The 24,610-nt window shown below is 64.3% G+C and carries 23 protein-coding genes; 16 read left to right on the top strand and 7 right to left on the bottom strand.

The annotated features are described in order from the left end of the window. Positions 1-2: 2 nt before the first annotated feature. Together FJ957_RS28875 and FJ957_RS28870 are read left to right on the top strand one after the other, a co-directional pair. Entirely contained in the window at positions 3-869 is an 867-nt protein-coding gene (locus tag FJ957_RS28875) for a carbon-nitrogen hydrolase family protein (protein ID WP_140836212.1), read from the top strand. After that, the gene (locus FJ957_RS28870) at positions 866-1,291 is read left to right on the top strand and encodes a DUF1178 family protein (RefSeq protein ID WP_140836211.1); all 426 of its coding nucleotides are present in this window, start codon (positions 866-868) and stop codon (positions 1,289-1,291) included. Before FJ957_RS28875 ends, FJ957_RS28870 begins: the two co-directional genes overlap by 4 nt. Here FJ957_RS28870 and FJ957_RS28865 read toward each other — a convergent pair. Beyond that, on the bottom strand, positions 1,288-1,782 hold the full coding sequence (locus FJ957_RS28865; protein WP_140836210.1) for a MarR family transcriptional regulator: 495 nt from the start codon (positions 1,780-1,782) through the stop codon (positions 1,288-1,290). The two genes, FJ957_RS28870 and FJ957_RS28865, sit on opposite strands and share 4 nt — an antisense overlap. 105 nt (positions 1,783-1,887) lie before the next feature. On the opposite strand from FJ957_RS28865, the gene FJ957_RS28860 reads away from it, so the two are divergent. Further along, the gene (locus tag FJ957_RS28860; protein ID WP_140836209.1) at positions 1,888-2,817 is read left to right on the top strand and encodes a DMT family transporter; all 930 of its coding nucleotides are present in this window, start codon (positions 1,888-1,890) and stop codon (positions 2,815-2,817) included. On the opposite strand, the gene FJ957_RS28855 is transcribed toward FJ957_RS28860, so the two are convergent. Continuing rightward, complete coding sequence (locus FJ957_RS28855; RefSeq protein WP_140836208.1) at positions 2,814-3,395, bottom strand: winged helix DNA-binding protein; 582 nt, start codon at positions 3,393-3,395, stop codon at positions 2,814-2,816. The two genes, FJ957_RS28860 and FJ957_RS28855, sit on opposite strands and share 4 nt — an antisense overlap. A gap of 111 nt (positions 3,396-3,506) precedes the next feature. Between FJ957_RS28855 and FJ957_RS28850 the strand changes: the two genes are divergently transcribed. Further along, positions 3,507-4,631: an LLM class flavin-dependent oxidoreductase gene (locus tag FJ957_RS28850; RefSeq protein ID WP_140836207.1), complete on the top strand. Its 1,125-nt coding sequence runs from the start codon at positions 3,507-3,509 to the stop codon at positions 4,629-4,631. Between the two features lie 14 nt (positions 4,632-4,645). Next, a complete protein-coding gene (locus FJ957_RS28845) occupies positions 4,646-5,167 on the top strand; it encodes a flavin reductase family protein (RefSeq protein WP_140836206.1) in 522 nt (173 codons plus the stop codon). 11 nt (positions 5,168-5,178) lie between these two features. Here the strand turns inward: FJ957_RS28845 and ubiG are convergent, their stop codons facing one another. Beyond that, complete coding sequence (gene ubiG, locus FJ957_RS28840; protein WP_140645249.1) at positions 5,179-5,928, bottom strand: bifunctional 2-polyprenyl-6-hydroxyphenol methylase/3-demethylubiquinol 3-O-methyltransferase UbiG; 750 nt, start codon at positions 5,926-5,928, stop codon at positions 5,179-5,181. Positions 5,929-6,125: 197 nt separating this feature from the next. Between ubiG and FJ957_RS28835 the strand changes: the two genes are divergently transcribed. After that, positions 6,126-6,707, top strand: coding sequence for a putative glycolipid-binding domain-containing protein (locus FJ957_RS28835; RefSeq protein ID WP_140836205.1), 582 nt, complete (start codon positions 6,126-6,128; stop codon positions 6,705-6,707). 100 nt (positions 6,708-6,807) lie between these two features. On the opposite strand, the gene FJ957_RS31995 is transcribed toward FJ957_RS28835, so the two are convergent. After that, complete coding sequence (locus FJ957_RS31995) at positions 6,808-7,107, bottom strand: hypothetical protein (protein ID WP_181180755.1); 300 nt, start codon at positions 7,105-7,107, stop codon at positions 6,808-6,810. A gap of 212 nt (positions 7,108-7,319) precedes the next feature. Here FJ957_RS31995 and FJ957_RS28830 point away from each other — a divergent pair, with 212 nt between their 5' ends. From FJ957_RS28830 to FJ957_RS28800, 7 genes are all read left to right on the top strand, one after another. Continuing rightward, the gene (locus tag FJ957_RS28830) at positions 7,320-8,573 is read left to right on the top strand and encodes an aspartate kinase (RefSeq protein ID WP_140836204.1); all 1,254 of its coding nucleotides are present in this window, start codon (positions 7,320-7,322) and stop codon (positions 8,571-8,573) included. 83 nt (positions 8,574-8,656) lie between these two features. Then, entirely contained in the window at positions 8,657-10,927 is a 2,271-nt protein-coding gene (ptsP, locus tag FJ957_RS28825; protein WP_140836203.1) for a phosphoenolpyruvate--protein phosphotransferase, read from the top strand. A gap of 208 nt (positions 10,928-11,135) precedes the next feature. Further along, complete coding sequence (prfA, locus tag FJ957_RS28820) at positions 11,136-12,215, top strand: peptide chain release factor 1 (RefSeq protein ID WP_140836202.1); 1,080 nt, start codon at positions 11,136-11,138, stop codon at positions 12,213-12,215. After that, positions 12,208-13,077 (top strand): peptide chain release factor N(5)-glutamine methyltransferase, encoded by an 870-nt coding sequence (gene prmC, locus FJ957_RS28815; protein ID WP_140836201.1) that lies wholly within the window; start codon positions 12,208-12,210, stop codon positions 13,075-13,077. The genes prfA and prmC overlap by 8 nt, the downstream gene beginning before the upstream one ends. A 340-nt stretch (positions 13,078-13,417) precedes the next feature. Further along, positions 13,418-14,389 carry a DUF4167 domain-containing protein gene (locus tag FJ957_RS28810; RefSeq protein WP_348642572.1) on the top strand — a complete coding sequence of 324 codons (972 nt, stop codon included), beginning with the start codon at positions 13,418-13,420 and terminating at the stop codon, positions 14,387-14,389. A 321-nt stretch (positions 14,390-14,710) separates the two neighbouring features. After that, positions 14,711-17,317 carry an ATP-dependent chaperone ClpB gene (clpB, locus tag FJ957_RS28805; protein ID WP_140836199.1) on the top strand — a complete coding sequence of 869 codons (2,607 nt, stop codon included), beginning with the start codon at positions 14,711-14,713 and terminating at the stop codon, positions 17,315-17,317. Positions 17,318-17,431: 114 nt separating this feature from the next. Next, positions 17,432-17,797, top strand: coding sequence for an MmcQ/YjbR family DNA-binding protein (locus FJ957_RS28800; RefSeq protein ID WP_140673905.1), 366 nt, complete (start codon positions 17,432-17,434; stop codon positions 17,795-17,797). Here FJ957_RS28800 and FJ957_RS31990 read toward each other — a convergent pair. Beyond that, positions 17,794-17,940, bottom strand: a complete 147-nt coding sequence (locus tag FJ957_RS31990; protein ID WP_181180754.1) for a hypothetical protein — start codon at positions 17,938-17,940, stop codon at positions 17,794-17,796. The two genes, FJ957_RS28800 and FJ957_RS31990, sit on opposite strands and share 4 nt — an antisense overlap. 94 nt (positions 17,941-18,034) lie before the next feature. Here FJ957_RS31990 and FJ957_RS28795 point away from each other — a divergent pair, with 94 nt between their 5' ends. Then, positions 18,035-19,546: a L,D-transpeptidase family protein gene (locus FJ957_RS28795; protein ID WP_140836198.1), complete on the top strand. Its 1,512-nt coding sequence runs from the start codon at positions 18,035-18,037 to the stop codon at positions 19,544-19,546. A 50-nt stretch (positions 19,547-19,596) separates the two neighbouring features. After that, positions 19,597-19,815, top strand: coding sequence for a hypothetical protein (locus FJ957_RS28790; RefSeq protein ID WP_140836197.1), 219 nt, complete (start codon positions 19,597-19,599; stop codon positions 19,813-19,815). On the opposite strand, the gene FJ957_RS28785 is transcribed toward FJ957_RS28790, so the two are convergent. Then, positions 19,789-20,421, bottom strand: a complete 633-nt coding sequence (locus FJ957_RS28785) for a TMEM175 family protein (protein WP_140836196.1) — start codon at positions 20,419-20,421, stop codon at positions 19,789-19,791. The genes FJ957_RS28790 and FJ957_RS28785 overlap by 27 nt on opposite strands. A gap of 228 nt (positions 20,422-20,649) precedes the next feature. Here FJ957_RS28785 and FJ957_RS28780 point away from each other — a divergent pair, with 228 nt between their 5' ends. Beyond that, complete coding sequence (locus tag FJ957_RS28780; protein WP_140836195.1) at positions 20,650-22,203, top strand: MFS transporter; 1,554 nt, start codon at positions 20,650-20,652, stop codon at positions 22,201-22,203. On the opposite strand, the gene FJ957_RS28775 is transcribed toward FJ957_RS28780, so the two are convergent. Further along, positions 22,200-24,179: a M23 family metallopeptidase gene (locus FJ957_RS28775; protein WP_140836194.1), complete on the bottom strand. Its 1,980-nt coding sequence runs from the start codon at positions 24,177-24,179 to the stop codon at positions 22,200-22,202. The two genes, FJ957_RS28780 and FJ957_RS28775, sit on opposite strands and share 4 nt — an antisense overlap. Positions 24,180-24,610 lie beyond the last annotated feature (431 nt).

The raw sequence follows: 24,610 nt of genomic DNA, 5'->3' as shown, positions 1-24,610 counted from the left end.
CCATGGGTAGTTTCAAGGCCGCCGCCGTGCAGATGCGTTCGGGCACGAGCCCGGAACGCAACGCCGCCGACATGGAGATCCTGGTCCGCCAGGCCGCCGGCCAGGGCGCCACCTACGTCCAGACGCCGGAAATGACCGGGGCGCTGGTGCGCGACAAGGAAGCCGGCGCGGCCGCTTTTACCGCGGAGGATAAGGACATCGTCGTCGCGACCGCGCGCAGGTTGGCGAAGGAACTCGGCATTCACCTGCATATCGGCTCGACGGCCATTCGCCGCGCCGACGGGAAGCTCGCCAACCGCGCTTTCCTGTTTTCGCCCGACGGCGCCGTGATTGCTGGTTATGACAAGATCCATATGTTCGACGTCGATCTCGACAATGGCGAGAGCTGGCGCGAATCCGCGTCCTACGAGCCAGGGACGGAAGCGGCCGTGACCGACATCGAAGGGACGAAGCTTGGCTTTGCCGTCTGCTACGACCTGCGCTTTCCGCAGCTGTTCCGCGCCGAGGCGATGGCCGGGGCCGAAGTGCTGACGGTGCCGGCCGCCTTCACGCGCCAGACCGGCGAAGCGCACTGGCATGTGCTGCTGCGCGCCCGCGCCATCGAGAACGGCGCCTATGTTATCGCTGCCGCGCAGGGCGGCCTGCATGAGGACGGGCGCGAGACATATGGCCATTCGCTGATCGTCGATCCGTGGGGGCGCATCATCGCCGAGGCCGCGCATAACGAGCCCGGTGTGATCTTCGCCGAGATCGATCCGGCCCAGTCGCTGGCCGCGCGCCGCAAGATCCCCAATCTGAAGAACGCGCGGGATTTCGCCGTCAAAGCCGGGACAAGCGAAGCGCCGCGTCTCAGGGGTGCCGCCTCTTGATCCGTTTCTCCCTGATCTGCGAACACGAGCACGAGTTCGAAGCGTGGTTCCGCAGCAATGATGATTTCGACGCCCAGAAGAAGCGCGGCTTCGTCGATTGCCCGAGCTGCGGCTCGCACAAGGTCGAGAAGGCGCTGATGGCGCCCGCCGTTTCCACGTCACGCAAACAGGAGAAGGTGGCTTTGGCCGCGGGCGAGGCGCAGAAGCAGGCGTTGGCGCAGCTCAAGGCGCTGGCCGAGAAGGTGCGCGAGAATGCCGACTATGTCGGCGACAAGTTCGCCGAGGAAGCGCGCAAGATCCATTTCGGCGAGGCCGATCCGCGCGGCATCTACGGCGAAGCGACCCCCGAAGAGGCGCAGAGCCTCGCCGAGGACGGCGTCGAGTTCGTGCCGATACCGAGCTTTCCGGACGACCGCAACTAGGACGGCGAACTCAGGCTTCCGATCAGTTTTTCCAGCAGTTTCGCAAGCGTTTCCCGGTCCTCGCGCGCCAGGCCGGCGAGGATTTCATGCTCATTGGCAACGTGGGCGGCAAGGGCCTCGTCGATAAGCTCGCGGCCTTTCGCGGTGAGCTCGACGACAACGCCACGCCGGTCGCTGGGGTGCGGCGCGCGCCGGGTCAGGCTGGCCTTCTCCAGGCGGTCGAGGCGGGCGGTCATGGCGCCCGACGTCACCATCGTCGCTTCGTAAAGCTCGGTCGGCGTCAGCGCGTAGGGCGCGCCCGACCGGCGCAGCGTTGCCAGCACGTCGAATTCGCCGGCCTGTAGCCCAAAGCGGGCAAAGACCGGGGCGAGCCGGTCGCGCGCGATCAGCGCCGAGGCCTCGTTGAGCCGCCCGATGACGCCCATCGGCGACACATCCAGGTCCGGCCGCTCACGTCGCCACTGCTCCAAGGCCCTGCCTGCTCGATCCATATCGCTCACCGTAAAGTATCTTGATATCAAGAATCTTTATGTTATCTTACCTGAAGATAAAACGGCGGCCAAGGCGGTTATCAGACAGGTGTAAAGGACAGCCCGATGAAATTTCTCTGGGATTCGGCGATCGGCCTTCTGGTGGTGACCGGCGGCCTGCTTGGCATGGCGCTGCCGTTCGGCAAGCTCGCCACCGCCGCCGGCGTGCCCGCCATGGTCTGGGCCTTCGTCATTTCGCTGGGCGCCGGAGGCGTGCTGCTCTTGGCGCTTCTGTCGCGCGGCGAGCGGATCCGGCTGACGCCGCACAAGCTGCGCTATTTCTTCGTCACCGCGGCGATCTCCTATGCGATCCCCAATCTTTTGATGTTCTCCGCCATCCCGCATCTCGGCGCCGGCTATACCGGCATCATGTTCACGCTGTCGCCGGTGATCACGCTGGTGTTCTCGATCGTGCTCGGTGTCAGGCGCCCCAACCTGCTCGGCGTCATCGGCATCGCCGTCGGTTTCGTCGGCGCGGCGATGGTTGCGCTGACGCGCGGCGAAGCCGGCCAGCCGGCCGATTATTTCTGGGTTGCGATCGGACTGCTCATCCCGGTCAGCCTCGCCGCCGGCAACATCTACCGCACCGTCGACTGGCCGCAAGACGCCGGCCCGATCGAGCTTGCCGTCGGCAGCCACCTGGCCTCGGCCACGCTGCTTCTCATCGGCATCCTCGGCCTTCTGGGCACGCATGCCTTCGCCCCGCTCGGCGCCGTGCCCGTCGTCGTCGTCGGCCAGGTTGTGTCGGCCTCGGCGATGTTCGCCTTCTTCTTCCGCCTGCAGGCGGTCGGCGGGCCGGTCTATCTCAGCCAGATCGGCTATGTGGCGGCCGTTGGGTTGTTCGCCGGCACGCTCTTCCTCGGTGAGCATTACCAGCTTCTGACCTGGCTGGGCGCCGCCATCATCACCGCCGGGGTTTTCATCACGACCAAGGCGCAAAGCCAAGCCGGCGCGCCGGCGCCGGTTCGGGTCGAGCCGGCGTCGTCCCGGAGCTAATCCTCCTTGCCGGAGGATTCCGGCCGCGGGTGGCTGCGGCGATGGGTGGCAGCGGCGCGCGCCGCCTGCTCATAGATGCCCGTCATCAACTCCAGCGTGCGCGCGACGTCCTCGAGCTTCTCGGCCATCTCGGGAATGCGCTTCACCGCTTCGATGAGCAGCACCGAACGGATATCGGCATAGCGTTCCGTCACCCGATGCCCGAGCGGCGTCACTTCGTAGGTCACGCCGGCCCTGCCGCTGCCGGTGCGCGTGATCAGCCCGCCCTTCAACAGCTTGCGCAGGCTGTACTGGATGTTGGGAATGTCGTCGCGATTGGTCATCTGGGCGAGGTCGCGGACGCTTTTGGGCCGGTCGTTCATCCTGATGATGTGGAGCAGCGCGTTTTCCGGCCCGCTCGCCGAAAACTCGATCACGGTGGCGAGGCACTCCGCCTGCCAGTGGCCGAATGCCTCGTAGGAGCGCATCAGCGCATATTCGACCTCGGTGACGTCGATCTCAAGCGGCGTGCGCGCCAGATGCCAGCCGCGGTCGAGCAGTTCTTCCTGTGTTTCCAGCGATTTGCGACGCTCGTTCATCAGCCTCTCCCTTGCCGCGAGGATGCGCCGATCCACGCGATTGCGTCCATATGAATTTATGATAGACTTTTTATCATAAATTATAATCAAAAATGTGAGGAGAACATCGTCATGAGCATGCTCGACAAGTTCGCGCCTGGCACACAGCCTTTCTTTCTCGGCACCTTCGCGTCCAACTGTTCCGGCGGCATGACCGTCACCAAGGTCGCCGAGCGCTGGGACAATTCCTGGGACAACAATCTCAAGCTCGCCCGCCTTCTCGATGAAGCCGGCATCGACTTCATGCTGCCGATCGCGCGCTGGATCGGTTACGGCGGCGAAACCAATTTTCATGGCAACGTGCTTGAGACGACCACCTGGGCGGCGGGGCTGCTGGCGCTCACCCGCAACATCACCGTCTTTGCCACGACCCATACGGCGGCGAACCACCCTGTCGTCGTCGCCAAGCAACTGGCCACCATCGACCAGATCAGCCGCGGCCGCATCGGCCTCAACATCGTCGCCGGCTGGAACAAGCCGGAATACGAGGCACTTGGGCTGACGCTGCCCGACGACCACACCACCCGCTACGGCTACGCTCAGGAATGGTTCGACATCGTGCGCGCCCTGTGGAGCCGCACTGAGGCTTTCGACTGGGACGGAACCTGGTTCAAGCTCAGGAACGTGCTCGGCGATCCGCGCCCGTCATCGCCGTTGCCGATCCTCAACGCGGCCGGCTCGGAAGAGGGGCGGAAATTTGCCGTCCGCAACGCCGATTTCCTGTTCACGCCGGCGATCGACCTCTCGCGCTCGAAGGACGAGCTCGCGGCGCTGAAGGAGCAGGGCAAAGCGGCGGGCAGGGACGTCGATGTGCTGACCTTCGCCCATGTCGTGTGCCGGCCGACGGAAAAGGAAGCCAGGGACTATCTCGAGCATTTCGGCCGCGCCAATGCCGATTGGGCGGCGGTGGACAATCTGGTGCGGCTGCAATTCGCCCACGCGCAATCCTTCCCGCACGATCTTCTGGCGCTCATCCGCGACCGCATGGCGGCGGGCCACGGGGGTTTTCCGCTGACCGGCACGCCCGAGCAGGTGGCCGACGGCATCACCCAACTGCACCAAGCCGGCTTCCGCGGCTCGACCTTGTCCTTCGTCGATTATGTCGAGGAATTCCCCTATTTCCGCGACACGGTCCTGCCTATTCTCGAAGAAAGAGGCATTCGTGTCGCGCCGGTCGCGATGCAGTCGGCGGCCTAGACAAGGAGATGGCAATGTCCACTGCAGAAGGTCAGTCCACGCCAGAAGATCCGGTCAGCGTCGCTGATTTCCGCGCCGCCATGCGGCTCATCGTCGGCAATGTCAGCGTCATCACCGCCGGCGTCGGCGACGACCGTACCGGCCTCGTCGTCATTTCCGTGGTGTCGCTGTCGGCCGAGCCGCCGAAGGTGATCGCCTGCGTCAACCGCTCCTCATCGACCTGGCCGATCATCGAGCGCTACCGGCATTTCGGCGTCAACTCGCTCGGGCCCCAGCACCAGCAGGTTGCCGAGCGCTTCTCCGGCTTCGGCGGCATCAAGGGCAAGGATCGTTACAAGGGCGCCGAATGGACGACGCTGAAGACGGGCGCGTCGCTGCTCTGCGACGCGGTGGCCGGTTTCGACTGCAGCCTCGACGAGATGATCGATCGCGGCACGCATTCGATCGTCATCGGTTCGGTCGAGGCGGTGAGGACGCAGGATGCCGGACAGGCCCTGATCTATTGGCGCGGTGGCTATCGGCCGTTGGAAGCCTGAGGACCCATTGATCAGACCGAGGCTTTCTCGGCCAGCACCATGTAGTTGACGTCCATGTCCTTCGAGCGCTGCCAGCGGTCGGCCAGCGGGTGATAGATGACGCCGGTGCGGTCGATCACCGTGAGACCGGCCGCGCCCAGCGCCTTTGCCAGCTCCTCCGGGCGCACCAGCTTGCCGAACTGATGCGTGCCGCGCGGCAGCCAGCGCAACACATATTCAGCGCCGATGATGGCAAGGCCAAGCGCTTTCAGCGTGCGGTTGATGGTGGCGACGAACATGATGCCGCCGGGGCGGACCATCTGCCCGCATTTAGCGACGAACAGGTCGACATCGGCGACATGCTCGACCACTTCCATGTTCAGGATGACATCGAAGACCTCGCCGGCATCGGCTAGCGCCTCGGCCGTGGTGGCGCGGTAGTCGACGCTGACGCCGGCCTCCGCCGCATGCAGCTTCGCCACTTCGATGTTGGTCGCGGAAGCATCGGCACCGACCACTTCGGCGCCAAGCCTGGCCATCGGCTCGCACAGCAAACCGCCGCCGCAGCCGATATCGAGGAAGCGCAGGCCATCGAAAGGCCGCGCCGCGCGCGGATCGCGACCGAAACGCGCCGCCACCTGGTCGCGGATATAGGCAAGCCGCACCGGGTTGAACTTGTGCAGCGGACGGAACTTGCCGTTCGGGTTCCACCATTCGGCGGCAAGGGCGGAGAAGCGCTCGACTTCTCCGGCATCGATGGTCGATCGGCGGGGCTCTGGCATAGGCGGGTCTCCTCGAACGCCAAGAAGTCGGGAACGCTAGCAAGTCGGGTCCCTGCCGGTGAAAGTCAAGGCTGGTTTTTCTCGGCTGCTGCCATGCCCTTTGCTGTCAGCACGTGGCAGCTTGATCGCACCGAGGTCGAAACGGATTGCCACATCGGACGAATGGAACGTCATGCTGGCCAAAAAGGAAAGCGATCATGCGACCTCACACGTCGATCCTCTGGCGCCGTCTCGACCTTGAAGGCCACGATGCCTGCCTGCTTTGTGCGACCCAGAGCGGTTGGCGGCTCAGGGGGCATGCCCTCTTCCTCCATGACGGCCAGCCCTGCAACCTTGCCTATGCGGCGGATTGCGATGCCGGCTGGCGCACGCGTTTCGCAAGCGTCGACGGCTTTCTTGGCACGCAAATCCTGCGCTACGAGGTCGAACGGCTGGCCGACGGCCGATGGACGCTGAATGGCGCGGAGCAGGCGGAGGTTGCCGGGCTTGTCGATGTCGACCTCGGCTTCACGCCGGCGACGAACCTGCTGGCGATCCGCCGCTTCGACCTTGCAGTCGGCGCTGCGGCGCCTGCCCCGGCGGCCTATCTGGCCTTTCCGGAGCTAAGGCTTGAACGTCTGGACCAGACCTACCGACGCCTCGACGACAGCCGCTACGCCTATGCCGCGCCAAAATTCGGCTACGATCAGGTGCTGGACGTCTCGCCGTCCGGCTTCATTGTCGACTATCCAGGCCTTTGGAAGGCCATCGCGCTGCGTTGCGCATCCTCGACCGGCTAAAGCGCGTCGCGCTGAAGCGGATTCAGGCGACGCGCTTTAAGGCTTTGTTTTCATGCATGTCGTTATCGCAAAACCGCTGCACACTTTTGCGCGACATGCATTAGATTTTCGACAGCGCGACCGCCGCGTGCCTCATGTCGACGCTGGCGGGGTCGATCGCCTGAACCGCCTCGCTGCCGCCGATCTCGGCCATGATGCGGCCCGCCGCCGCCCGGGCCTGTTCCAGGCTCTGCCAGCGCACGACGTCCACCCAGCTTCCATCCTCGCACCTGCCGAGCTGCCGGCTTAGAAAGCCCGGCTGTCGGGCAAGCCAATCCGTCATGATCCCATTGTTGGAGACAAAGCCGGCTTCGGTGCCGGGCTTCAGGCGGAAGGTGACGATTTCCAGGGTCTCGGACATAAGAATCTCCAACGGGCCGTTTCGGCAGTCTTGTGGCATGACCGGCGACAAGAATCCGTCAGGATGAGTGGTGCCGGGCCGGCCATAAGCGCGCTCGCTTGCGAAGCCTTGCTGTTTTGGCTAAGGAGGCCGCGCATTTCCGCGCTTGGTCACCCTGGCGTTTCCTCCCGTTCCGGCCTTGAGCCGGCTTGAGTCAAAGGCGTTTCGCTTCCATGGCGCGTATCGTGATGAAATTCGGCGGAACCTCGGTCGCCGACATCGCCCGCATCCGCAATGTGGCGCGCCATGTCAAACGCGAGGTCGATGCGGGCCACGACGTCGCCGTGGTGGTCTCGGCCATGGCCGGCAAGACCAACGAGCTGGTCGCCTGGACCCGCGAGGCATCGCCCATGCATGACGCGCGCGAATATGACGCCGTGGTTGCTTCGGGCGAGCAGGTCACGGCCGGCCTGTTGGCGATTACGTTGCAGAACATGGGCATTCATGCACGGTCCTGGCAGGGCTGGCAGATCCCGATCAAGACCGACAATGCCCATGGCGCGGCGCGCATCCTCGACATCGACGGCGCCTTCCTGATCAAGCGCTTCGGCGAGGGCCAGGTGGCGGTCATCGCCGGGTTCCAGGGCATCGGGCCGGACAACCGTATCGCGACGCTCGGCCGCGGCGGCTCCGACACCAGCGCCGTGGCGATCGCCGCGGCGGTCAAGGCCGACCGATGCGACATCTATACCGACGTCGACGGCGTCTACACGACCGACCCTCGCATCGAGCCGAAAGCCCGGCGTCTCGCCAAGATTTCGTTCGAGGAAATGCTCGAAATGGCTTCGCTCGGCGCCAAGGTGCTGCAGGTGCGCTCGGTCGAGCTTGCCATGGTACACAGGGTGCGTACCTTCGTGCGGTCGTCCTTCGACGATCCCGATGCGCCCGGAATGGGGGATTTGCTCAATCCGCCCGGAACGCTCATTTGCGACGAGGAAGAGATCGTGGAACAGCAGGTCGTCACCGGAATTGCCTACGCCAAGGACGAAGCGCAGATTTCGCTGCGCCGCGTCGGCGACCGTCCAGGCGTCGCCGCCGGCATCTTCGGCCCGCTGGCCGAGGCCAACATCAATGTCGACATGATCGTCCAGAACATTTCCGAGGACGGCAAGTTCACCGACATGACCTTCACCGTGCCATCTGGCGACGTCGACAAGGCGCTTGCGGTGCTGGAGAAGCTGAAGCCGGAAGTCGGCTACGACGTCGTACAGTCGGAAGCCGGCATGTCGAAGGTCTCGGTCATCGGCATCGGCATGAGGAGCCACGCCGGCGTCGCCGCCACCGCCTTCAAGGCGCTGGCCGACAAGGCGATCAACATCCGCGCCATCACCACTTCCGAGATCAAAATCTCGATACTGATCGACGGACCCTATACCGAACTGGCGGTTCGCACTTTGCATTCCGTCTACGGTCTGGATAAGCAATAGCAAGAACTGAGTCAGTTGTTGCGTGAACGCCGGTCGCAAGAGAAACTGCGGCGGGCGAAATGCCCATTGGAGAACAAGCCGCGATGCGTGATACGGCCAGTGGCCCGCGCGTTCTGCTCAAACGGCTTCGCGAGCTCATGCAAGAGCCGCTGGAGCCGCAGGAGCGGCTCGACCGCATCGTGCGCGACATCGCCTCCAACATGGTCGCCGAAGTCTGCTCGCTCTATGTGCTGCGCGCCGACTCGGTGCTCGAACTCTACGCCACCGAAGGTCTGAACCCGAACGCCGTTCACCTGGCGCAGCTCAGGCTCGGACAGGGCTTGGTCGGCACGATCGCCGCCAGCGCGCGGCCGCTCAATCTCTCCAACGCGCAGGAACATCCGGCCTTCGCCTATCTGCCGGAGACGGGCGAAGAGATCTACAATTCCTTCCTCGGCGTGCCGGTGCTGAGGGCAGGGCGCACGCTGGGCGTGCTGGTGGTGCAGAACAAGACCATGCGCCACTATCGCGACGACGAGGTCGAAGCGCTTGAAACGACGGCGATGGTGATCGCCGAGATGATCGCCACCGGCGATCTTGCCCGCCTCACCAAGCCGGGGCTCGAGCTCGACCTGCGCCGCCCGGCGAGCTTCACCGGCGTCTCCTTCAACGATGGCGTCGGTCTCGGCCATGTCGTGCTGCACGAGCCGCGCATCGTCGTCACCAACCTGTTCAACGAGGACAGCGAGGAGGAGGTGCGCCGGCTGCAGTCCTCGCTCGGCTCGCTGCGCCTCTCCATCGACGACATGCTGGAGCGGCGCGAGGTCGCCTTCGAGGGCGAGCACCGCGAGGTGCTCGAAGCCTACCGCATGTTCGCCAATGACAGCGGTTGGGTGCGTCGGCTGGAAGAGGCGATCCGCAACGGCCTGACGGCGGAAGCCGCGGTCGAAAAGGTGCAGAGCGACATGCGCGCGCGCATGCTGCACATGACCGATCCCTATCTGCGCGAGCGGATGAGCGATTTCGACGATCTCGCCAACCGGCTGTTGCGCCAGTTGATGGGGCGCGGGCCGGAGGATGTCGCGGCCGCGTTGCCCAAGGACGCCATCATCGTCGCCCGCTCGATGGGCGCGGCCGAACTGCTCGACTATCCGCGCGACAAGCTGCGCGGCCTGGTGCTCGAGGACGGCGCCGCCACCAGCCATGTCGTGATCGTCGCGCGCGCCATGGGCATTCCGGTCGCCGGACAGGTGAAGGGCGCCGTTTCCATGGCGGAAAACGGCGACGCCATCATCGTCGACGGTGAGGAAGGCACCATCCATCTCAGGCCGCAATCCGACCTGGAAGCCGCCTATGCCGAAAAGGTCCGGTTCCGGGCCCGACGGCAGGAAGTCTACCGCGAGCTGCGCAAGAAGCCGTCGCTGACCAGGGACGGGATTCCGGTCGATCTCCTGATGAATGCGGGCCTTGCCGTCGACCTGCCGCAGCTCACCGAGTCGGGCGCCGCCGGCATCGGCCTGTTCCGCACCGAGCTGCAGTTCATGGTTGCCTCGACCTTCCCGCGCGCCGAGGCGCAGGAGCGGCTCTATCGCGATGTGCTCGACGCGGCGCGTGGCAAACCGGTCACTTTCCGCACCATCGACATCGGTGGCGACAAGGTGCTGCCTTACTTCAAGGGTGCGATCCAGGAAGAGAACCCGGCGCTGGGCTGGCGGGCGATCCGGCTGACGCTCGATCGTCCCGGCCTGCTCAGGACGCAGATCCGGGCGCTGCTCAAAGCCAGCGGTGGCCGCGAGCTGAAGCTGATGCTGCCCATGGTCACCGAGCTGTCGGAAATCGCGCAGGCGCGCGAGATCATCGACCGCGAGGTCCGGCATTTGTCGCGCTTCGCGCACCACCTGCCCACCAGCCTCAAGCTCGGCGCGATGCTGGAGGTGCCCTCGCTCCTGTTCCAGCTCGACGAATTGATGAAGGCGGTGGACTTCGTCTCGGTCGGCTCCAACGACCTCTTCCAGTTCATCATGGCGGTCGACCGCGGCAATACACAGCTTGCCGACCGCTTCGACACGCTTTCGGCGCCGTTCCTGCGGGTGCTGAAGACGATCGCCGATGCCGGCGCCCGCAATCACACGCCGGTGACGCTTTGCGGCGAGCTGGCCGGCAAGCCGATCTCGGCGATGGCGCTGATCGGCCTCGGCTTCCGCTCGATCTCGATGTCGCCGGCCTCGATCGGCCCGGTCAAGGCGATGCTGACCGAACTTCCGCTGCAGGAGCTGCAGGCCTTCTTCAGGGACAATCTGATGGCGCCCGCCCAAGGGACGCCGATGCGGGCGCTGCTGCAGGCCTTTGCCGACGATCGTTCGATTCCGCTCTAGATTCACGTGAGGGGCGGTCTGCAAATGGCGATTTTCTGCGCTTCCGGCCTTCGCCGGCCGAGGCATTCATGAGTGGCGTGGCAGTTGAATTAAGGCTATGGCCGGCGCAGGCCGGTGCTCATGTACCTAAATGTACATTCCGCTCCGGTTTTCGAAACTCGCCATTTTCGACTCGCCCTGACGTGAATTTCATCGAAGTTCCAAGATCATGATCAACCTGCCCCGCGACCGTATGGATCAAGTCGTCAAGCGTTTTGACATGCTCGAAGCGCAGATGTCGGCCGGACCCGCCGCCGATCAATACGTCAAGATGGCCTCCGAATATGCCGACATCCAGGAGATGGTGGGCAAGATCCGGGCATTGCGCGCCGCCGAGCAGGAGCAGGCGGACCTCGAGGCGATGCTTGCCGACAAGGCGACCGATGCCGACATGCGCGCGCTGGCCGAGGCGGACCTGCCGGAAGTCGAGAGCCGCATCGAAGCGCTGCAGAAGGACATCCAGATCCTGCTTCTGCCCAAGGATGCGGCCGACGAGAGGAACGCCATCCTCGAAATCCGCGCCGGCACCGGCGGCGACGAGGCGGCCTTGTTCGCCGGCGATCTGTTCCGCATGTATGAGCGCTATGCCGCCTCGCGCGGCTGGCGCTTCGAGACGGTGTCGGCGAGCGACGGCGAGGTCGGCGGCTATAAGGAAATCATCGCCTCGGTGTCGGGCAAGGGCGTGTTCGCACATCTGAAGTTCGAATCCGGCGTGCACCGCGTCCAGCGTGTGCCGGAAACCGAGGCGGGCGGGCGCATTCACACGTCGGCGGCGACGGTGGCGGTGCTGCCGGAGGCCGAGGAGGTCGATATCGAGATCCGGGCCGAGGATATCCGCATCGACACGATGCGGGCCTCGGGTTCGGGCGGCCAGCACGTCAACACCACCGATTCGGCGGTTCGCATCACCCATTTGCCGACCGGCATCATGGTGGTGCAGGCGGAGAAATCGCAGCACCAGAACCGGGCGCGCGCCATGCAGATCCTGCGCGCGCGGCTCTACGACCTTGAGCGCAGCCGGGCCGACGAGGAACGCTCGGAGTCGCGCAAATCGCAGGTCGGCTCGGGCGACCGGTCGGAGCGCATCCGCACCTATAATTTCCCGCAAGGGCGCGTCACCGATCATCGCATCAACCTTACGCTCTACAAGCTCGACCGGGTGATGATGGGCGAGCTCGATGAGGTGGTCGACGCGCTGATCGCCGACCATCAGTCGAAGCTGCTTGCCGATATGAGCCTCGATGGCTGACCAACTGCCCGCGGCGCTCGGGCCGCTGCTCAGGGCGGCGCGCGAGCGCCTGGCCGCCGCCGGCATTGTCGATCCGGCGCTCGATTCCCGGCTGATCGTCGAGCATTTCTCCGGCACGACCCGCACCCAGGCCATTGCCGAACCGGAGCAAAAGGTGGGTTCGGCGGCGCTTTCGGCCATCGAAGCGGCCCTGAGGCGTCGCGTCGCAGGCGAGCCGGTACACCGTATCCTCGGCTACCGCGAATTCTACGGCTTGCGCCTGTCGCTTTCGCCGGAGACGCTGGAGCCCCGGCCGGACACCGAGACGCTGGTCGACGCCGTCCTGCCCTTCGCCCGGGCAACGGCCGAAAGGCTCCGGGAATGCCGTATTCTCGATCTCGGCACGGGCACCGGCGCCATCGCGCTGGCCTTGCTCGGCGCCGTTCCAGCCGCGACTGCGACAGGCGTCGATATTTCGCCCGATGCATTGGCGACCGCAGCCGGAAACGCCCGGGACCTGGGGTTCGGCGAGCGCTTCAAAGCCTTGCATTCCAACTGGTTCGAAAAAGTTTTGGGCCGTTACCATGTAATTGCCTCGAACCCTCCCTATATACCCAGTGGAGACATTGGAAATCTGCAGGACGAGGTCCGCGGTTTCGACCCGTACTTGGCCCTTGATGGCGGTGCGGATGGTTTGGACCCATACAGGGTCATCGCTGCCGGGGCGGCGGCATTTCTTGAAGCGCAAGGCAAGGTAGCGGTCGAGATCGGCTACACGCAGAAAAACGAGGTCAGCGGAATATTCGCGGCAGCCGGCTACGTGTTAACCGGGACACATCGCGACCTCGGCGGCAATGACAGAGTTCTCGTGTTCGAGCGTTGAAAGCCCTGATGCAGTGCGAAAAAACCGCTTGGCAATACCGGGGAATGCAGCTAGGGTCCGCCTCAACCGGATGAGACGAAGCAGGCAGTGCTCCCAGCGATTCGGTTTTCCTTGGAAATAGCTGCCTTCTTGCGCAAACGACGCCCAAGCTTCGTGCGGGAATCATTCGGCAAGTGATGTAACCGGAACAGGATGGCACGTGGCGCCAACGCAATTGATGCGGGCGAACGCCGGTGAAGAAACGAAACGGCTGGCTGCATGAGCGCCTCCGTTCGTGAAGAGTTTTTCGAAAATTCACTATGAAGAGAGTCTAATGAGGCCACAACAGCAGAACAGGCGCATGCGCGGTCGCAATAACAATGGCGGCGGTGGCAACAACAACAACAACAACCGCAAGGGGCCGAACCCCCTGACCCGCACTTACGAGAGCAACGGTCCGGACGTGAAGATCCGCGGATCGGCTCAGCAGATCGCCGAGAAATACGCCACACTCGCCCGTGACGCGCAAAGCTCCGGCGACAGGGTAATGGCGGAGAACTATCTCCAGCACGCCGAGCACTACAATCGCATCATTGCCGCCGCGCAGGCGCAGATGCCGATCCAGAATGTCCAGCAGAACCGCGACGACTTCGATGACGATCTCGACGAGGATCGCGAAGAGTTCGACAATAACGGCGGCAATGGCGCCGAGGCGCCGGCCGCGGCGAACGGCTCCGGACCGCAGCCGGTGATCGAAGGCACGCCGGCGGAACTCGCCTACAACCAGGACGGCGGCCGCGACAACAACAATCGCCGCGACAACAACAACCAGCGCGACCGGAATCGCGACCGCCGCAACGGCGGCTACGGCCAGAGCGGCCAGCGCGGTGAAAACGGCCAGCGCGGCGAGCAGGGCGGCCAGCAGTTCGACCAGAACCGCCGCAGTGAGGCGCAGCCCGAGGCAGCCGGCGAGGCTGGTTCACAGGCCGAGCAGGCGCCGCAGCTCGACAGCTTTTCGCCGGCGGCCCTTGCCGCCCAGGCCGAGCTCAACGAAGCCGCCATGGACAATGGCGGCGGTCGCCGCCCGCGTCGCCCGCGCCGCCCGCGCGGCAATTATGCCGACCAGGCGAGCAATGGCGAGCAGGGCGGTCAGCCGGAAGGTTCGAGCGCCGAAAATTCAAGCGAAGCGCATAGCGCCATGAACAATGGCGATGAGGCCAGCACCAGGCCTGCCGAAGAGGCAAAGCCGACGAGCGAGCCTGTCGCCGGCGAGCCGGCGGCGGCCGCCAGCGAAGCTTCCGGCGAGCCCGTTGCCGCCGACGCGAACAACTGAGCCAAAGGCCATTTCGAGCATTGGAAACGGCGGAGAGCACTCTCCGCCGTTTTTGTTTTTGCGGGCGGTGGAATAACATGGCGATAGAGCACTTCACCGTTTCACGAAAACGGCGAACTGCTCTCTTTTTTGTTTTACGCAATTCCGAACGGAAAACCCGCGTCACACTTTTCCTGGAATTGCGTTAGCCAGACGTCTTGAGAGCCTGCCGCCCGCGCACCATATCTCGCCAGGAAACAGGGTTCGGCTCTTATGGGCGGGCCCGTCACCGCAATCTGATCCGGTGCCGCAAAGCGGGCCGGTGATGGAAGGAGACAGAGAATGAATCTTGAGAAATACTCGGAGCGCGTGCGCGGCTTTATCCAGTCCGCGCAGACCGTGGCGCTCTCGCGCAACCACCAGCAATTCACGCCTGAACATATGCTGAAGGTGCTCGTCGACGACGACGAAGGCCTTGCCGCATCCCTGATCGAGCGCGCCGGCGGCAATGTCCGCGACGTCAAGCTCGGCGTCGAGGCGGCGCTCGAAGCCATGCCCAAGGTCGAGGGCGGCAATGGCCAGCTCTACCTAGCCCAGCCTCTTGCCAAGGTGTTTTCGACCGCCGAGGACCTCGCCAAGAAGGCCGGCGACAGCTTCGTCACCGTCGAGCGGCTGCTGCAAGCGCTGGTCATGGAGAAGTCGGCCAAGACCGCCGACATCCTGTCCAAGGCGGGCGTCACCGCGCAGGCGCTCAACCAGGTCATCAACGATATCCGCAAGGGCCGCACAGCCGACTCGGCCAGCGCCGAGCAGAGCTATGACGCGCTGAAGAAATACGCGCGCGACCTCACCGCCGACGCCCGTGCCGGCAAGCTCGATCCGGTCATTGGCCGCGACGACGAGATCCGCCGCACCATCCAGGTGCTGTCACGGCGCACCAAGAACAATCCCGTGCTGATCGGCGAGCCGGGCGTCGGCAAGACCGCCATCGCCGAGGGCCTGGCGTTGCGCATCGTCAATGGCGACGTACCGGAATCGCTGAAGGACAAGCAGTTGATGGCGCTCGACATGGGCGCGCTGATTGCAGGCGCCAAATATCGCGGCGAGTTCGAGGAGCGGCTGAAGGCCGTGCTCAACGAGGTCACCTCGGCCAACGGCAACATCATCCTGTTCATCGACGAGATGCACACGCTGGTCGGCGCCGGCAAGGCGGACGGCGCGATGGACGCGTCGAACCTGTTGAAGCCTGCGCTGGCGCGCGGCGAACTGCACTGCGTCGGCGCGACCACGCTCGACGAATACCGCAAGCATGTCGAAAAGGATGCCGCGCTTGCCCGCCGTTTCCAGCCCGTCTTCGTCGACGAGCCGACGGTGGAAGACACGGTTTCGATCCTGCGCGGCCTGAAGGAGAAGTACGAGCAGCACCACAAGGTGCGCATCTCCGATTCCGCGCTTGTGTCGGCGGCTACGCTTTCCAACCGCTACATCGCCGACCGCTTCCTGCCGGACAAGGCGATCGATCTGGTCGACGAGGCGGCGTCCAGGCTGCGCATGCAGGTCGATTCCAAGCCCGAGGCGCTGGACGAGATCGACCGCCGCATCATGCAGCTCAAGATCGAGCGCGAGGCGCTGAAGGTCGAGAAGGACGAGGCTTCGAAGGACCGGCTTGCCCGGCTGGAGAAGGAACTCGCAGACCTTGAGGAAGAATCGAGCGAGCTGACCACGAAGTGGCAGGCCGAGAAGCAGAAGCTTGGCCTTGCCGCCGACCTGAAGAAGCAGCTCGACGAGACGCGCAATGAACTGGCGATCGCGCAGCGCAAGGGCGAGTTCCAGCGCGCCGGCGAGCTTGCCTATGGCAAGATCCCGGAGCTCGAGAAGAAGCTCAAGGAAGCCGAGGCGCAGGACGGCAAGACTGGCATGGTGGAAGAGGTGGTCACGCCCGACCATGTCGCGCATGTCGTGTCGCGCTGGACCGGCATTCCGGTCGACAAGATGCTGGAAGGGCAGCGCGAGAAGCTCTTGCGCATGGAAGACGAGATCGGCAAGCGCGTCGTCGGCCAGGGCGAAGCCGTGCAGGCGGTGTCCAAGGCCGTGCGCCGCGCCCGCGCCGGGCTGCAGGATCCGAACCGGCCGATCGGCTCGTTCATGTTCCTCGGACCGACCGGTGTCGGCAAGACCGAGCTCACGAAGGCGCTGGCCAGCTTCCTGTTCGACGACGAGACGGCGCTGGTGCGCATCGACATGTCGGAGTTCATGGAAAAGCACTCCGTCGCCCGGCTGATCGGCGCGCCTCCCGGCTATGTCGGCTACGAGGAAGGCGGCGCGCTGACCGAAGCGGTGCGGCGCCGGCCATATCAGGTCGTGCTTTTCGACGAGATCGAGAAGGCGCATCCGGACGTGTTCAACGTGCTGCTGCAGGTGCTCGACGACGGAAGGCTGACCGATGGCCAGGGCCGCACGGTCGACTTCCGCAACACACTGATCATCATGACGTCCAACCTCGGCGCCGAATATCTGGTCAATCTCAGCGACGACCAGGATGTCGATGCCGTGCGCGACGAGGTGATGGCCGTGGTGAAGGCTTCGTTCCGGCCGGAGTTTCTCAACCGCGTCGACGAGGTGATCCTGTTCCACCGGCTGCGCCGGCAGGACATGGATCGCATCGTCGAGATCCAGCTCAAGCGGTTGGAGAACCTGCTCGTCGACCGCAAGATCGTGCTGTCGATCGATCACGACGCGATCGAGTGGCTGGCCTCGAAGGGCTACGATCCGGCATATGGCGCCAGGCCGCTGAAGCGGGTGATGCAGAAGGAACTGCAGGATCCGCTGGCGGAGAAGATCCTGCTCGGCGAGATCCTCGACGGTTCGACCGTCAAGGTCACCGCGGGTTCCGACCGGTTGAACTTCCGCTCGAAGCCGACGGTGGTGGCGACGGAAGCCGCCGCCTGACCCCGGGGAAGTTGAAACGAAAGGGCGCGTCGCATCGGACTGGTGCGGCGCGCTTTGTTATTCCCGGCGACTGCGCATAATCGGCTGCCGATTCGAATGGCTGGGAAGAACTCGATGAAGCTTGACGACTATAACGGCTTCTGCGCCTCGCTGCCCGCTACGACGCATGTGGTCCAGTGGGGCGGGGCCCATGTCTGGAAGGTCGGCGGCAAGGTGTTTGCCATTGGCGGCTGGAACGAGGGCGGCCAGCTTTTCGTCACCTTCAAATGTTCCGAGATGGCCTATGACGTGCTGAAGGATCAGCCGGGCTGCCGGCCTGCGCCTTATCTTGCCTCGCGCGGCATGAAATGGATCCAGCGTCAGACGAGCCAAAGCATGGATGATGCGGCGCTCGAGGACTATCTGCGCGAGAGCCATCGCCTGGTCGTCCTCAAGCTGACCAGACAGGCACGTAACGAATTGGGGCTTGCCAAAGGCTAAAGCGCGTCGCGCTGAAGCGGATTCAGGCGACGCGCTTTTAAGGCTTTGTTTTCATGCATGTCGTTATCGCAAAACCGCTGCACACTTTTGCGCGACATGCATAGCTGATATTCCTCAAGGTAGCGGAAAACCGCCATCTTCATGCCCGGTTCATGTTGGAACCTTAACTTGGGTAACTGGTTTGCTGGCGAAGGGTTCGCCCGCCAGAAACCCAGTCGACCGGAGAGCTTGACCCTCATGCTGCGCTTGATCTTTTCCCTTTCGGCACTCGCGGCCGGGCTGGTGTCTTCCGGTGCGTTCGCCACGCCGAGCGTGGAAGGCGCGCAGAGCGCGCGCCCGACCGAGCGCGGCGCGCTGATGCTGGCTCAGGAAGGCAATATCGACATCTACTACGACGCCAGGGGGAACCGCGTTCTAGTCGATGCCGACACCGGAAAGGTCATCGCCATCCAGCCGCCTGGGAGCAGGACCGACCGCCGCGCGCTTCGCCGGCAGATGCGCATGCAGGAACTCGGCCGCGCGCCGGCCGAGGACGACGACCGCTATTATCTCGACAATCCCGAGGACATGGCCCGCTTCCGCCGCCGGCAGTTGGAGGAGAACGGCCGCGTCATCCCGCCGCCGGTCGATGAGTACGACCCCAACGACGACAATTCCGTCGATGCTTATCCGGCGGCGCCCAACAACGATGAAGGCTATGCGACCACCTATCCGGAGGCGCCGAAGTCCAACACCGTCAAGCGCCAGCCGCTGAACGAGGCGTCGATCGGCCCGGAACAGCCGGGCCAGGGCGAAGTGCTGCAAACCAATCCCGACGCCCAGCCGTCGCCGAACACCGGCGGCAAGGCCACCGTCGATCCATCGCTGTCGCTCGGGGTGCGCCAGGACGTCGCCGCGCTGCAGGTGCTGCTCGACCGCGGCGGCGCCTCGCCGGGCGTGATCGACGGGCGCTTCGGCTCGAATGTCGACAAGGCGCTGGCCGCCTACAACGAGATCAACGGCACCAGTTTGAAATCGACCGATGAAGTCGGCATCCAGGCGGCGCTTGCCCAGTCCGGCGGCGACGCCTTTGCCTCCTACACGATCACGCCGGAGGATGTGGCCGGCCACTATCTCGCCTCGATCCCCGAGGACTACAGCCAGAAGGCCAGGCTCGACTGCATGTGCTACACCTCGGTCACCGAGGCGCTGGCCGAGCGCTTCCACATGGACGAGACCTATCTGAAGTCGATCAACAAAGGGGTCGACTTCAATCGCCCCGGCACGATGATCAAGGTCGCCAATTTCGGCAAGCTGGTGTCGACGCCGGTAGCGCGCATCGTCGCCGACAAGAGCAAGAAGGAAGTCTACGCCTATGATGCGGGCGGCAAGCTGGTCGCGGCCTATCCGGCGACCATCGGCTCGGCCGACACGCCTTCGCCGACCGGCATTCACGCCGTCTCGCGCATCGCGCTCGATCCGAACTACACCTACAACCCGAACATCAATTTCAAGCAGGGCCAGAACGACAAGATTCTCACGATCCCGCCGGGGCCGAACGGTCCGGTCGGCTCGGTGTGGATCGCGCTCGACAAGCCGACCTACGGCATCCACGGCACGCCCGATCCCTCCAAGATCGGCAAGACCGAGAGCCATGGCTGCGTGCGCCTGACCAATTGGGATGCGCGAGAGCTTGCCAAGCTGGTGTCGCCGGGCGTCACGGTGGAGTTCGTCGGCGACCCTTCAGGCGACTATGTGGCGCAGCAGTGAGCCGCGCGGCGCGGCGGCATTGACATCATAGCAAAACTGCAGGCGCCTCTGTGATCACGAGACATGCTCTCGCCGGTCTGCTTTTGATGGTCAGCCAATCCGCATATGCGCAGTCGGACGACGAGATGGCGGCATGCGTCGATCGCGCAAACGGCGCCACGGATAGCCAGGCCGGCTTCGCCACGCGCGGGCTTGCCAAGCCGGTGTCGCCGGGCGCCACGGTGGAGTTCGTCGGCAGCCTTTCAGCCGATTATGTGGCGCAGCAGTGAGCTGCGCGGCGCGGTGGCGTAAATTAGCTGCACCAGCAGGATGAAGACGATGCTGAGCAGCGGCGCGATCAGGCAAAGCGCTGCGCCGATCATCCAGAGGACCTGCGCCTTGACGATGCGATTGTAGACGGTGCGACGCGTTTGCACATCGACGTCCTCGGCGATCATGCCGTTCCTGTCGGCATACCACCAGCTTGCGAACAGCGTGGCGCCCAACGTCAGCAGGTTCAGCCAATAGACCAGCACCGCGACCCTGAATTCCAGAAAATCGGCGAGAAGGTCGGTGGAGAAGGGCAGCAGCGCGACAAAGGCAAGGAAGCACAGATTGAGCGTCGCGAGCCGTCGATCCGATTTCGCGATCAGGCCATGCTGCGCCTGCTGGCCGAACCAGAAGATGGTGAGCGTCAGGAAGCTCAGCGCATAGGTCAGGAACCGTGGCGCCAGCGCCAGGATCGCGGCGAGCAATTCGCTTTCCGAATGCACCGCTTCATGCGCCGGCACCCTGATCTCCAGCACGATCAAGGTCAGCGCGATGGCGAAAACGCCGTCGGTTATGCCGACGATGCGTCCGCGCCCTTCCGCCGACGGTTCGAGCGGACGCTTCATGACTTCCCCTCTCACGCACAATGCTGGAACCTAGCACGCGATCGGCGGTTTGCATCAGAATTGGCGCCCGCCTCGCCATGCGGCCAGGGCCCGGATGATTTCAGGTCGAGTCGACAACGGAAGACCGCTGCTCATTTTCCGGGGGATTGTCCCGACGCAATCTGGTTTCAAGAACAGCCATGCTCTGGCTTGTTGTTGCGGCCGCGACGGAGGACTAAGCAGAGCATCATGTCATCCGCGAACGAAACCACTTCCGATTCGCATTCGCCGGCGCGGGCGAACGGTACGTTCTGTCCGCAGACGCAGCGAAAATTCGTGCTGGTCGCGGCGATTCTCGCCTCGGCGCTCGGCTTCATCGACGGTTCGATCCTGGCGATCGCCATGCCGGCGTTGCGCGTGGATCTCGGCGCCAGCCTGGCGCAGGCGCAGTGGATTTCCAACGCCTATGCGTTGACGCTGTCGGCGCTCATCCTGGCCGGAGGCGCTGCAGGCGACCGGTTTGGCCTGCGGCGCGCCTTCATGACCGGGATCGCGCTGTTCGTCGCTGCCTCGCTCGCCTGCGCGATGGCGCCGGATCCGGCCATATTGATCGCCTTCCGAGCCATCCAGGGCATCGGCGCGGCGATCATGGTGCCGGGCAGCCTCGCCATTATCGCCAAAGCCTATCCGAAGAAGGAGCGCGGCCGGGCGATCGGCATCTGGGCCGCCGCATCGGCGCTGACCACGGCGCTCGGGCCGGTGCTCGGCGGCTTTGCGCTGTCGACTTTCGGCAATGGGATCTGGCGCGCGATCTTCGCCATCAACCTGCCGCTTGGGCTGATCTCGATCTATCTGCTTTTGGCCAAGGTGCCGGCCGACAAGCCGACCGAAAGACGCAGCCTCGATCTCGGGGGGGCGGCGCTGGCGACACTCGCTTTCGGCCTGCTCGCCTACGGGTTGACGGCGATGAATGCCGAAGGCGCCGGCTTGATGTCGGGCCCGGCGATCGTCGCCGGCGTGGTGCTGCTCTTTGTCTTCATCTTTTACGAGTTCAGGCGGCGCGACCCGATGATCGATCTCGGCCTGTTCCGAATCAGGGCCTTTGCCGGCGCCAATCTGGCGACATTCTTCCTTTACTTCGCGCTGTCGGCCAATCTGTTCTACCTGCCGATGCTTCTGATCGCCGGCTGGAGGCTGAGCGAGGCCGAGGTCGGCTTCATCTTCCTGCCGCTGTCGGCGTCGATCGCGCTTTTGTCCGGACCGGTCGGTCAGTGGTCGGATAGGATCGGTCCGCGTTTCCCCATCGCCAGCGGCAGCATGGTCGTGGCCGTCGCCTTCGCCGGCCTGGCGTTGCTCACCCATTTCGGCATCCACGATTTCTGGATCGGGACCTTTCCGCTGATGGCGCTGATGGGACTTGGCATGGCGCAGGTCGTGTCGCCGCTGTCGACGGCGGTCATGACGTCGGTCGAGGACAAGGATACCGGGGCCGCGTCGGGTATCAACAACGCGGTCTCGCGCGTCGGCGGCCTGATCGCTGTGGCGGCCATGGGCTCGCTCGCGGCCTGGGTTTACGCGCGGGTGACCGGCAATGCTTCCGGGATACCCGGTTTCGGCGAGCCGCCCGCATCCGGGCTTGCCGCCAATCTCGATGCGGCGAGAGTTGCGGCAAGCGATTCGGCTTTTGCCGCGGTCGCGGCGATCACGGCGCTGCTTTGCGTGCTTTCTTCACTCACCGCCTGGTTCACGGTTCCCGGACAGGCATCGCCCTGGCCGCAAAAGAGAAACGATTCGCAAGATTAGTTCGGAAGCTGCGAATCAGCCTTGGCGCTGGCGACCTTCAGCGAGTTGCCGTCTTCCTGCTTCAGAAGATCGTCGATGCGCTCACGCTCGCGCTTGAAGGCCACGAGATCGTCGCCTTTCAGCACCTTGCCGACCGGCAGGCGCACACGCATGGGGTCGACCTTGGTGCCGTTGACGATCAGCTCGTAGTGAAGATGCGGGCCGGTGGCGAGACCGGTTTGGCCGAGGTAGCCGATCGTCTGGCCCTGGCGGACGCGCACGCCGGGCTCGATGCCGTTGGCGAAAGCGCTCTGGTGATTGTAGGAGGTCTCGTAGCCATTGGCGTGGCGGATGATGATCTGTTTGCCGTAGCCGCCGGCCCAGCCGACCTTCTCGACGACGCCGTTGCCGGCGGCGATGATCGGCGTGCCGATCGGCGCTGCCCAGTCGACGCCGGTATGCATGCGCACATAGCCCAGAATCGGGTGCCGGCGCGCGCCGAAGCCGGAACGGAATTTGCCGGCGGGCAGTGGATTGCGCAGCAGGAACTGCTCGGCGCTCGAACCATTTTCGTCGAAATAGTCGGTGCCGCCGTCCTGCATCTGAAAGCGGTAGAAATTGCGCGTCTGGCCGCCGAAGGTCGCCGATACATAAAGAAGCTCGGAATCGTCGGAGGTCTGGTCGTCGCCATCAGGCTGCGAGAACAGGACTTCGAGGCGGTCGGCCGGTGAAATCCGCGACTGGAAATCGACGTCGGAGGCGAGAAGCTTGATCAGCTTCTGCGTCATCGCTTTCGACATGCCGTAGGAATAAGCGGCGCGGTAGATGCCGTCATAGACATTGGGCAGGTTGCCGCGCACCACGATGGGCTGCGAATCGTCGAACGCCGTCAAAAGCTCGGGATTTGCCTCCGGCTCCTGCGCCGGCACATACTGGCCACGGTCGTCGAGCGCTATGGTGACGATGTGCGTGGTCTTGTCGTAGACGCTGGTGCGCACGACCTTGGCGATGTCGCCGCGCACCTCGAGGCCGACGCGCAGCACCGTTCCGGCCTTGAGCGCCGGGGCGTTCAACAGCTTGCTGATCGCTTCCGCCATGCCGGTGGCGTCGTCGCCGGTGTAGCCCGAATCGGCATAGGCCTCGGCGATATCGGTATCCTTGGTGAAGGGAATGATTTCCTCGGCAAAGGCCGGCGTCTGGTCGTCGGGCGTGGCGCGCGGCGCCACCGAAACGTTTTCCTGCGTGATCTTCACGTCATAGGAGCCGGCCATCGATTCGGCGAAGGCATCGCCGAATCGCTGCGGATCGATATAGTGCAGCGCGGCCACCTGGACGGCGCCGTCGCTCAAGCCGTTGCCGGCGTCCCGCACCACCTTTTCAACCTCGGCGGCGGAAAGATCGCTCTTTTCGTCAAAGGAAGCGGTCTCGATCGGGAAATCGACCGTCTTCAGGCTCATCTCGCTTTCGACCTTGGCGCCGTAGATCTGCCCGGCGACCGCGGTGGCCGTTGCCGGCTGCGCATTGTCGTCGCTGTCGTCGCCGAACACCTGCATCGGGTCGAACGGCGGGTAGGGGCGGTTGGTGGTGTGGCCGGCGGCCAGGGCCATCTTGATCTGCACGAAGGGCATGGTGTGGATAACTTCGCGGTCGCCGACCTTGGTGACCATCGACACTTCCATGCGCCGCCGGTCCTTTGCGCGGGCGATCTGGCGCGGCGCGACCAGCCTGGTGGTCTTCGCCTGCTCGCCTGAATCATCGCCGCCGCCGGCAAGGCCGATGAGCTCGGCGATTTCCGGCGGGGTCGCCAGTTGCTGGCGGCCATCAAGGGCGGCGAACAGGGCCACGCCCATCAGAACGCTCGATGTAACGCCGGTAAGGAACGTGCCCGACAGCCAGCGTGCCGAGACCTCGCGGCGGTCCGGCGGACCGCTGCGGCCGTCCGCGATCAGCGGCGGCTCGTTGCCGAGTTCGGCTATGACATCTTCCGTGTCTGGCATCCAGAAAGGCTGCTTCTTCCCCGGGCGAACGGCTTGTCGTTATCGTTGCGGCCATGACATTTGCCTGTCACGGCGGTTGAAGTCAACGAAACGGCATGCCGGGGCCGATATCCCCAATCATGCGTTCTGCGCACGGCGCTCTTGTCGTCTGTCGTGGCGGCGCCTCACGCATACGCGCGCGCCTTCCTCGGATATGGGCTGGTTTCACGCCTCAATGCGGCGGCAATAGGGCCTCGTCGTGGATGACCCAAGGGTTGCCGCAAGGGCAGTCGGCTATCGAAAATGGCGGCCGGAAAATTTGTCGCAAAAAATTCAAAAAAGTTCGAAATCGGTGTTGACGCGTCGACGGAGGTCCGACTATATACGGCCCACGAACGAGGGCGGTGCGCCGCTGGCGACGAAGAAGTTTGCTTCTAAGTCTGCCCTCTTTG

This window comes from Mesorhizobium sp. B2-4-6 (genome assembly GCF_006442775.1).
GTDB lineage: Bacteria > Pseudomonadota > Alphaproteobacteria > Rhizobiales > Rhizobiaceae > Mesorhizobium.
Note: the sequence above shows the minus strand (reverse complement) of the source record. Positions and strands in the feature narration are given on the sequence as shown.